Origin of the sequence: Enterobacter cloacae complex sp. IR5412 (assembly GCF_049237385.1) — a bacterium.
Lineage (GTDB): Bacteria > Pseudomonadota > Gammaproteobacteria > Enterobacterales > Enterobacteriaceae > Enterobacter > Enterobacter intestinihominis.
Genome location: NZ_JBMKHQ010000030.1, coordinates 1 through 9,239, shown reverse-complemented (window position 1 = coordinate 9,239; position 9,239 = coordinate 1). Strand labels below are relative to the sequence as shown.

Below are 9,239 nucleotides of genomic sequence, written 5' to 3'. Positions count from 1 at the left end.
CAAACGCCTCAGCGATTTACAGCCGGACCAGGGCATCGCTGACAGCCCTCAGTCATTTAGAAAGCAACTTTATTGCTTCTGCATAAAAAAATTACTGGGGATCCCTCTGCCCACAGGGAGAGGGTTAGGGTGAGGGTACCCAAAACCCCTCACAGCATTGCAACCACGCCTGTGCGCTGTGCGACAGATACACCCCTTCACGCCAGATCATCCCTAACTGCCAGTGCAGATCGCTCTCCAGCGGGATCCAGCGCAGCGTGTTTTTATCCAGCCGCTCGCAGATCGGCTGCGGCAGAATGGCTATCCCCACGCCCGCCTGTACCATCGCTGCCAGAAAATCCCACTGGCCGCTGCGCACCGCAATGCGCGGCTTTACGTTGTGCTGGTTAAACAGCGCCATCAGCTGGCGGCTTAAGGCGAAATCTTCGTTGTAAATCAGCAGCGGGTGTTCGCCGAGCAGCTCGGGTTTTACTGATTCAATCTTCAGCCAGTCGCCGGAGCGCGGCACCAGCACGCACAGCGGGTGGCTGAACAGCGGCAGCGTTGCCAGCCCGCTCTCTTCTTCCACGGGAAGGGCCGTCATGGCCACGTCCAGTTCACCGTTCATCACCGCCTGCTGCACGGTCAGGCCGCCAAACTCAGAGATTTTTAGCTCAACGCCGGGATAGCGCTGGCGAAACAGGCTAATCGGCCCGGCCATCATCATGCCGACCATCGGCGGAATGCCGAGCCGCAGCAGCCCTTTTGTCAGGTGGTTGATGTCCCCAAGCTCGGCCTCCAGCTGGCGGAACTCCGCCAGAATTGCCAGCCCGCGCTCGAACACCACGCGACCGGTATCGGTCAGCAGCAGCTTGCGCCCGTCGCGGATCAGCAGGGTACAGTTCAGCTCATCTTCGAGGTTTTTCAGCATCTTACTGATGGTAGGCTGGGTTACGAATAACTTCTCCGCTGCGCGGGTAAAACTTTGCTGGCGAACCACCTCGACAAAATAGCGCAGCGTTCTTATGTCCATGATTATTCCTCGAAACTATACCTTCGATGATTTTAATTCATTTCAGTCGATACCGTACGCTCACTATACTGGCGCCTCGTCTCATTTCTGAGGAAAACCTCCATGGCCGTGGCGTTAAGCCGTGTTACGCCTGCCGTTGTTCAACGACTCCAGGTACCGGTTCAGGTACTGCTCTACGCGGGACTGTTTGTTTTTGCCGAATATCTTGTCGACTGGCTGAACCTGCCTTTACCCGCCAACCTGGTGGGAATGGTGCTGATGCTGACGCTGATCCTCTGTCGCGCGTTGCCCCTTAGCTGGGTGCGGGCCGGTGCGCGCTGGCTGCTGGCGGAGATGCTGCTGTTCTTCGTTCCGGCCGTGGTGGCGGTGGTGAATTATGCGCAACTGCTGATGGTCGACGGCTGGCGCATCTTTGCGGTTATCGCCCTGAGCACGCTGATGGTGCTGGGCGCCACCGCCTGGGTGGTGGATAAAGTGTATCGCTTTGAAATCAGCAGGCAGAAGCATGACTAACTTTCAGATAAGCGTGCTATGCCTGATTGCGACAGTCGTCATTTACTTTGCCAACAAGCGCCTGTATCGCCGCTTTCGAACGCTGCCGCTGATGCCGCTGGTCTTTACGCCGATCCTGCTGGTGCTGATGCTGGTCTTCGGCCATATCTCCTGGCAGAACTACATTGGTGAATCCCACTGGCTGCTGTGGCTGCTCGGCCCGGCGACTATCGCCTTTGCGGTGCCGGTGTATGACAACCTGGCAATTATTAAACGCCACTGGATGTCGCTCAGCGCGGGTGTCGTCACCGCGACGGTAGTGGCGGTGTGTAGCTCGGTCTGGCTGGCGCGGCTGTTTACCCTGTCTGATGAAATCCAGCGCAGCCTGGCGGTACGCTCGGTGACCACACCGTTCGCGCTGGCGGCGGCTAAACCGCTCGGCGGACAGCCGGATCTGGTGGCGCTGTTTGTGGTGGTGACCGGCGTGTTCGGCATGGCAGTGGGGGATGTGCTGTTTCTGCGCCTTTCCATTCGCGAAGGGATGGCGAAAGGGGCGGGGTTTGGCGCGGCGTCGCACGGGGCGGGGACGGCACGTTCGTATGAGCTGGGACAGCAGGAAGGCGTTGTTGCAAGCCTGGTGATGATGCTCTCGGGCGTGACAATGGTATTAATCGCGCCGCTGGTGGCGTGGGTGATGTTTTAAGTTCCCCGGCCAGAGCGACCGGGGAGAAAAGGTTTAGTGCGCGCGGCCCTGCTCAACACCCAGGCCGGTTTGCGAGCGGATAAACTGGGCGCGGAATTTCTCACGCTCCAGGTTACCCTCCGGCGAGTTGTCGGTCGCTGAGAAGAACCAGATCCCAATAAACGCCACGGCAATGGAGAACAGCGCCGGGTATTCATACGGGAAGATAGCGCTTTCGTGACCGAGGATCTGCACCCAGATGGTCGGGCCGAGGATCATCAGAATCACCGCCGTCAGCAGCCCCAGCCAGCCGCCAATCATCGCCCCACGGGTGGTCAGTTTTGACCAGTACATGGAGAGCAGAATGATCGGGAAGTTACAGCTTGCCGCAATCGAGAAGGCCAGCCCCACCATAAAGGCGATGTTCTGCTTCTCGAACAAAATCCCCAGCAGGATGGCGACGACGCCCAGCACCAGTACGGTGATTTTGGAGACTTTCAGCTCATCGCGCTCGCTTGCGCCTTTGCGGAAAACGTTGGCGTAGAGATCGTGCGATACCGCAGACGCACCAGCCAGCGTCAGCCCTGCAACCACCGCGAGGATGGTGGCGAAGGCCACGGCAGAGATAAAGCCGAGGAACAGGTTACCGCCTACCGCGTCGGCCAGATGCACCGCCGCCATGTTGTTACCGCCGATAAGCGCGCCCGCCGCGTCTTTAAACGCCGGGTTTGCCCCCACCAGCATGATCGCGCCAAAGCCGATGATAAAGGTCAGTATGTAGAAGTAGCCCATAAACCCGGTGGCGTAGAACACGCTTTTACGCGCTTCACGTGCATCAGACACCGTGAAGAAACGCATCAGGATATGCGGCAGGCCAGCGGTACCGAACATCAGGCCGAGACCGAGCGAGAGCGCGGATATCGGATCTTTCACCAGCCCGCCCGGGCTCATGATCGCTTCCCCTTTCGGGTGCACTGACATGGCTTCGGTAAACAGATTATTGAAGCTGAACCCGACGTGTTTCATCACCATAAAGGCCATAAAGCTGGCGCCGAACAGCAGCAGTACCGCTTTGATGATCTGTACCCAGGTGGTGGCCAGCATGCCGCCGAACAGGACGTACATCACCATCAGCACGCCTACCAGCACCACCGCGACGTGGTAGTTCAGACCGAACAGCAGCTCGATCAATTTACCCGCGCCCACCATCTGCGCAATCAGGTACAGCGCCACCACAACCAGCGAACCGCAGGCGGAGAGCATGCGGATGGGGCCTTGTTTGAGGCGGTATGAAGCTACGTCTGCAAAGGTGTAGCGGCCAAGGTTACGCAGGCGCTCGGCAATCAGGAACAGAATGATCGGCCAGCCGACGAGGAAGCCGAGGGAGTAGATCAGGCCGTCATACCCCGAGGTATAAACCAGCGCGGAGATCCCGAGGAACGAGGCGGCAGACATAAAGTCTCCCGCAATCGCCAGCCCGTTCTGGAAGCCGGTAATGTTGCCGCCCGCGGTGTAGTAATCGTTACGGGAGCGCACGCGTTTCGACGCCCAGTAGGTGATGTAAAGCGTTAGCACCACGAAAATCAGGAACATGATAATCGCCTGCCAGTTGGTTGGCTGGCGCTGGACCTCGCCGGTAAGGGCATCTGCCGCATGGGCAGCAAAGGGAAGTGTGGCGGCAAGCGCCGTCAGGACTCGCTTCATGATGCTTTTACCTCGCGCAGAACTTCTCTGTTAAGACGATCGAATTCACCGTTCGCACGCCAGACATACACACCTGTCAGCACAAACGAAATAACGATAACGCCAATGCCAATTGGGATGCCGCGCGTAACGCTGGTTCCGGCGTGCAGCGGCGTACCGAGCCACTGCGGCGCAAAGGCGATCAGCAGAATAAAGCCGACGTAAATAACCAGCATGATGATGGAAAGGATAAAGGCAAACCGTTGCCGTTTTTCGACGAGCTCCTTGTAGTGCGCACTATTCTCTATCTGCTGACAAATATCGTTATTCATCACAGAGTCTCCAAAGGTAAGGTTGGTTTGTTTTTATCCCCTCTCCCCTATGGGGAGAGGGTTAGGGTGATGGAAGGAAGGTGCGGTCTGATGCCCTCACCCCGGCCCTCTCCCACGGGGAGAGGGAGAAACACTAGGAAGGCATTGCGATGGCCTGCTTCTCTTCGAGCAGTTTGTCTACCACGCCAGGATCGGCAAGCGTTGAGGTATCACCGAGGTTGCTGGTGTCGCCTGCTGCGATTTTGCGCAGAATACGGCGCATAATCTTGCCGGAACGGGTTTTCGGCAGTGAGTCGGTCCAGTGCAGCACGTCCGGCGTGGCCAGCGGGCCGATCTCTTTACGCACCCAGTTGCGCACCTCGGTATACAGCTCTGGCGACGGCTCCTCGCCGTGGTTCAGGGTGACGTAGGCGTAGATCGCCTGGCCTTTGATGTTGTGAGGTATGCCGACAACTGCCGCTTCGGCAATCTTCGGATGCGACACCAGCGCAGACTCAATCTCCGCCGTGCCCAGACGGTGGCCGGAAACATTCAGCACATCGTCCACGCGTCCGGTGATCCAGTAATAACCGTCTTCGTCCCGGCGCGCGCCGTCGCCGCTGAAGTACATGTTTTTAAAGGTTGAGAAGTAGGTCTGTTCGAAGCGCTCATGGTCGCCGAACAGGGTACGCGCCTGGCCAGGCCAGGAATCGACGATTACCAGGTTGCCTTCGGTGGCCCCTTCCTGCGGATTGCCTTCGTTGTCCACCAGCGCGGGCTGCACGCCGAAGAACGGACGGGTGGCCGAACCGGCTTTCAACTGCGTGGCGCCCGGCATCGGGGTGATCATGAAGCCGCCGGTTTCGGTCTGCCACCAGGTGTCCATCACCGGGCACTTCTCGTTGCCGATCTTCTTCCAGTACCACTCCCAGGCTTCCGGGTTGATCGGCTCGCCCACGGAACCGAGGATGCGCAGGGAAGAGCGGTCGGTCCCTTCGATGGCTTTATCGCCTTCCGCCATCAGCGCACGGATCGCCGTTGGCGCGGTGTAGAGAATGTTGACCTGATGCTTATCGACCACCTGGCACATACGCGCCGGCGTTGGCCAGTTAGGTACGCCTTCAAACATCAGCGTCGTTGCGCCGCAGGCCAGCGGGCCGTACAGCAGGTAGCTGTGACCGGTGACCCAGCCCACGTCGGCGGTACACCAGTAGATGTCGCCCGGATGGTAGTCGAAAACGTATTTAAAGGTGGTGGCCGCGTAAACCAGATAGCCGCCGGTGGTATGCAGCACGCCTTTCGGCTTACCGGTGGATCCGGAGGTATAAAGGATAAACAGCGGATCTTCCGCGTTCATCTCTTCCGGCTGATGCTGGTCGCTTGCGTTTTCAATCAGATCGCTCCACCACAGGTCTCGGCCCTCGTGCCAGTCAATGTTGCCGCCCGTGCGTTTGAAGACAATGACGTTATGGATGGATTTCACGTTCGGGTTTTTCAGCGCTTCATCGACGTTTTTCTTCAGCGGAATGCCGCGCCCGGCACGCACGCCCTCGTCAGCGGTGATCACCAGCTTTGAGTTCGAGTCGACGATACGTCCGGCAACCGCCTCCGGCGAGAAGCCACCAAAAATAACGGAGTGGATCGCGCCGATGCGCGCGCAGGCCAGCATAGCCACCGCGGCTTCCGGCACCATCGGCATATAGATCGCCACCACATCGCCTTTTTTAATGCCCTGGGCCAGCAGCACGTTGGCGAAGCGGCAGACGTCGCGATGAAGCTCTTTATATGAGATGTGTTTGCTCTGAGAGGCATCGTCGCCTTCCCAGATAATGGCCGTTTCGTTGCCGCGTTCGGCAAGATGGCGGTCCAGGCAGTTCGCCGCCAGGTTCAGCGTGCCGTCTTCATACCATTTAATGGAGACGTTGCCCGGCGCGAAAGAGGTGTTCTTTACCTTCTGATAAGGTTTGATCCAGTCGAGGATGTGGCCCTGTTCACCCCAGAATGCGTCAGGGCTGGAAATGGACTGCTGGTATTTCTCCTGGTACTGCTCCGGGCTTATCAGGCAACGGTCCGCAATGTTTGCGGGAATGTCGTGTTTGTGTATTTGGCTCATGGCTTTTTTTCTCCTTGTAAGATGTTAATAATATGTCGCAAAAACGTTAATAGTAGGGGCTTTACAAGCTTTGTTTAGTATTTGGGCGACAGATCACGCAATGTCTGAAGAGTATGAAAATTGAGCGAATGAAACTTTGAAGGGAAATAATTCATCTGAAGAATTATTCACTTTTTTGTTTGTAAAAGTTTTTTCATAACAATCGGTTATTGATGTGGATTGCTATTAATTACCGTCAATGACGCTTTTTGCAGTGAAATGCCTTGTTCTTTAAGGCTTGCGCAGCATGCCGTGCAAATGATACTCATACGGCGCGTTAAAAAATCCCATAAACCAACGCAACACAATTCATACCCTTTCAGTATGTCTCCATATTCATGCAGTTTTGCTGGTGCGGAGATTTCATTGAGGAAGTCAGTTTCTATGAAAAATTTGAAAGTCAGCCTGGCCTGGCAGATCCTGCTGGCCCTTGTGCTGGGCATCTTGCTGGGCAGTTACCTCCATTACCATAGCGACAGCCGCGAGTGGCTGATTGCGAACCTTCTCTCGCCAGCGGGCGATATCTTTATTCATCTGATCAAGATGATTGTTGTGCCGATTGTGATCTCGACGCTGGTGGTCGGTATTGCCGGGGTAGGTGATGCGAAACAGTTAGGCCGCATCGGCGTTAAAACCATTCTCTATTTCGAAGTGATCACCACGGTTGCCATCATTCTTGGTATCACCCTGGCGAACGTGTTCCAGCCAGGTTCCGGGATTGATATGTCGCAGCTGGCGACGGTGGATATTTCGAAATACCAAAGCACCACCGCCGACGTGCAGAGCCATTCGCATGGGCTGATGGGGACTATCCTCTCGCTGGTGCCGACCAACATTATCGCGTCAATGGCGAAGGGCGAGATGCTGCCGATCATCTTCTTCTCGGTGCTCTTTGGTCTGGGGCTTTCTTCCCTGCCCGCGACGCACCGTGAACCGTTGGTAACGGTGTTCCGCTCTATCTCTGAAACCATGTTCAAAGTCACCCACATGGTGATGCGCTATGCGCCGGTGGGTGTTTTTGCGCTGATCGCCGTAACCGTGGCGAACTTCGGCTTTGCTTCCCTGTGGCCGTTGGCGAAGCTGGTGATTCTGGTGCACTTCGCGATCCTGTTCTTTGCGCTGGTAGTGCTGGGGATTGTGGCGCGCCTGTGCGGGCTGAGCATCTGGATCCTGATCCGCATTCTGAAAGATGAGCTGATTCTGGCGTACTCCACGGCAAGCTCCGAGAGCGTGCTGCCGCGTATCATTGAGAAGATGGAGGCCTACGGTGCACCGGCGTCCATTACCAGCTTCGTTGTACCGACCGGTTACTCCTTCAACCTGGATGGTTCAACGCTGTATCAGAGTATTGCGGCAATCTTTATCGCTCAGCTGTACGGCATTGACCTGTCGCTGTGGCAGGAAATCGTACTGGTGTTGACCCTGATGGTGACCTCAAAGGGTATCGCAGGCGTGCCGGGCGTCTCCTTCGTGGTGCTGCTGGCGACGCTGGGCAGCGTCGGTATTCCGCTGGAAGGCCTGGCGTTTATCGCCGGTGTGGACCGTATCCTCGACATGGCGCGTACCGCGCTGAACGTGGTGGGTAATGCGCTGGCGGTGCTGGTAATCTCCAAGTGGGAACACAAGTTCGACCGTAAAAAAGCGCTGGCGTATGAACGCGAGGTGCTGGGTCGTTTTGATAAAACGGCTGACCAGTGATGTAAAAATGCCGGGTGGCGGCTTCGCCTTACCCGGCCTACATAACCGTAGGCCCGGTAAGCACAGCGCCACCGGGCAATAATTTACTCCCCGCTCAACGCATCAAACTCTTCACACCCGGTATCAAACCCTTCCGTACAGCTCAGGTTTAACCAGTAAAGCGCTTTCTGTTTATTCGGTGTGATAAAGCCTTTCTCACCCTGCCTGAACAGCATGCCTGCCCAGTACTCCGCATAGCCCGTCCGGGACAGAGCCGAACTCCGCTTGAACCACGCCGCAGCCTGCACGTCATCCTGAGGGACTTCAACGCCGTTGGCATAGATCAGCCCCAGCAGCTGTTGCGCGTCTACCGCCGAGTCGCTATCGATGTCTTCGGTCGCCGTTTGCAGCAGTTTAATGGCCTGCGGGTAGTCGGTCTTGCCTGCTTGCGTGTTCACCAGCACCCGCGCCAGCATGATCGCGCCGCGTTTGCTGCCCGCAATGTTTGCCTGTTGGGCCAGAGCTTTGGCCTGTGCGTAGTCGCCCTGCGTAAAGAGGATTTGCGATAGCAGCGCCATGGCGTCGACATTGCCGCCTTTCGCCGCTTTCTCGGCCCACAGCGCGGCCTGCTTGCTGTCGCCGGAGCTGAAGTACGTATCGGCAAGATAATACTGGGCGCGCGCATCACCGGCTTCCGCCTGTTTTCGATACTGGCTGCCTATCTCATCGGCACGGGCAAAGGCGGTTAAAAATAACAACAACAGAAAAATGGCTTTCATGGATTCTTATCATCGGGGTACATGCCGCGCAGTATAATCGCGGTGACAGAAGAAAAAAACGGGTGCGTTAAGACCTCAGTATCCCACAAGCCGGGCGGAACACGCGTTCCACCCGAAGAGGTTAGCCTGCGTTACAGGCTAATTTCGCCGCCACCTCCTGATGTTCACTCTTTATTGAAAACTCACATAACTTACCGCGAGTAATAAAGGTAAAGATCACTATCGTCAGGCAAATAATAAAAACGATGCCTAACGCAGTTTTTAATGGCGTCATGCCTTTTACTCCTTGTGAAAAAAAGAATAAGAGGCTACTCTCAACTTGTTGGGGTTGAGGGGTAGCCTCGGGTTGTACTGACCCCAAAAAGTTGGACAGTTAAACACGAGGCACATAGGTCTGGGTTCGATATTCAATTGGACTCAGACCTTTTAATTTCAGGCTAATTCTTCTGCT

Annotated in this window: 10 protein-coding genes; 3 read left to right on the top strand and 7 right to left on the bottom strand. The window is 56.4% G+C overall.

From position 1 onward, the window contains the following. Nucleotides 1–124: 124 nt before the first annotated feature. Entirely contained in the window at nucleotides 125–1,012 is an 888-nt protein-coding gene (locus tag ACOTX2_RS24865; protein WP_022646759.1) for a LysR family transcriptional regulator, read from the bottom strand. Between the two features lie 102 nt (nucleotides 1,013–1,114). On the opposite strand from ACOTX2_RS24865, the gene ACOTX2_RS24860 reads away from it, so the two are divergent. Beyond that, nucleotides 1,115–1,525 carry a CidA/LrgA family protein gene (locus tag ACOTX2_RS24860; RefSeq protein WP_022646760.1) on the top strand — a complete coding sequence of 137 codons (411 nt, stop codon included), beginning with the start codon at nucleotides 1,115–1,117 and terminating at the stop codon, nucleotides 1,523–1,525. After that, complete coding sequence (locus tag ACOTX2_RS24855; RefSeq protein WP_022646761.1) at nucleotides 1,518–2,207, top strand: LrgB family protein; 690 nt, start codon at nucleotides 1,518–1,520, stop codon at nucleotides 2,205–2,207. The genes ACOTX2_RS24860 and ACOTX2_RS24855 overlap by 8 nt, the downstream gene beginning before the upstream one ends. A gap of 33 nt (nucleotides 2,208–2,240) precedes the next feature. On the opposite strand, the gene actP is transcribed toward ACOTX2_RS24855, so the two are convergent. The 3 genes from actP to acs form a co-directional block, all read right to left on the bottom strand. Next, the gene (gene actP / locus ACOTX2_RS24850) at nucleotides 2,241–3,890 is read right to left on the bottom strand and encodes a cation/acetate symporter ActP (RefSeq protein WP_023299099.1); all 1,650 of its coding nucleotides are present in this window, start codon (nucleotides 3,888–3,890) and stop codon (nucleotides 2,241–2,243) included. After that, a complete protein-coding gene (locus tag ACOTX2_RS24845; protein ID WP_038415083.1) occupies nucleotides 3,887–4,201 on the bottom strand; it encodes a DUF485 domain-containing protein in 315 nt (104 codons plus the stop codon). The genes actP and ACOTX2_RS24845 overlap by 4 nt, the downstream gene beginning before the upstream one ends. A 133-nt stretch (nucleotides 4,202–4,334) precedes the next feature. Beyond that, on the bottom strand, nucleotides 4,335–6,293 hold the full coding sequence (gene acs / locus ACOTX2_RS24840; protein ID WP_023299100.1) for an acetate--CoA ligase: 1,959 nt from the start codon (nucleotides 6,291–6,293) through the stop codon (nucleotides 4,335–4,337). Nucleotides 6,294–6,716: 423 nt separating this feature from the next. Between acs and gltP the strand changes: the two genes are divergently transcribed. Continuing rightward, entirely contained in the window at nucleotides 6,717–8,030 is a 1,314-nt protein-coding gene (gltP, locus tag ACOTX2_RS24835) for a glutamate/aspartate:proton symporter GltP (RefSeq protein ID WP_022646765.1), read from the top strand. A gap of 83 nt (nucleotides 8,031–8,113) precedes the next feature. On the opposite strand, the gene ACOTX2_RS24830 is transcribed toward gltP, so the two are convergent. The 3 genes from ACOTX2_RS24830 to ACOTX2_RS24820 all read right to left on the bottom strand — a co-directional run. Beyond that, the gene (locus ACOTX2_RS24830) at nucleotides 8,114–8,788 is read right to left on the bottom strand and encodes a tetratricopeptide repeat protein (RefSeq protein ID WP_038415085.1); all 675 of its coding nucleotides are present in this window, start codon (nucleotides 8,786–8,788) and stop codon (nucleotides 8,114–8,116) included. A gap of 121 nt (nucleotides 8,789–8,909) precedes the next feature. Beyond that, nucleotides 8,910–9,062 (bottom strand): Hok/Gef family protein, encoded by a 153-nt coding sequence (locus ACOTX2_RS24825; protein ID WP_023299102.1) that lies wholly within the window; start codon nucleotides 9,060–9,062, stop codon nucleotides 8,910–8,912. Nucleotides 9,063–9,161: 99 nt separating this feature from the next. Beyond that, a partial coding sequence (locus tag ACOTX2_RS24820) for an IS3 family transposase (protein ID WP_323053678.1) occupies nucleotides 9,162–9,239 on the bottom strand: 78 nt, incomplete at its 5' end.